General features: G+C 64.1%; 1 pseudogene. It reads right to left on the bottom strand.

The annotated features are described in order from the left end of the window. A pseudogene (locus P3L18_RS28195) lies at positions 1-401 on the bottom strand (HNH endonuclease); the annotation flags it as partial.

The raw sequence follows: 401 nt of genomic DNA, 5'->3' as shown, positions 1-401 counted from the left end.
GCCGAGTGCCGGGTTGTCCGCCGACCAGGTCCACAACAACCCGTTGGTCGGTTTCGCTGAGAAGGTGGTGTCGGCCAAGCCTTGTGCCGCCAACTCCACGATGGTTTCGAACGCAGCGGCGCGGATCTGCTCGGGCGTTCGGGGAGCGGTCGGGTTGGGGTGTTGGCGCCGACAGCGCTTCCATCAGAGTTCTGGTCTTCTCCCCGGCGATGATGTCGGGGTTCGCCGAGATCTCCAGTCGTCCGTCGTCGGTGATGTGGTCGGTGTAGCTGTTGATCGTCTTGTCTTCGGCGGCCGGTGACCCGCCCGGTGTTTCGGCCGCCAGCTCGTTCCCCAGCTGCTGCGAGTAGAGGTTGATCTCGGCGGGGGTGAATCCGGCGAAGTAGTGCGACAAGAGTTTC

This window comes from Gordonia sp. N1V, from assembly GCF_029269935.1.
GTDB lineage: Bacteria > Actinomycetota > Actinomycetes > Mycobacteriales > Mycobacteriaceae > Gordonia > Gordonia polyisoprenivorans.
This window is presented reverse-complemented; position numbering and strand designations above follow the sequence as displayed.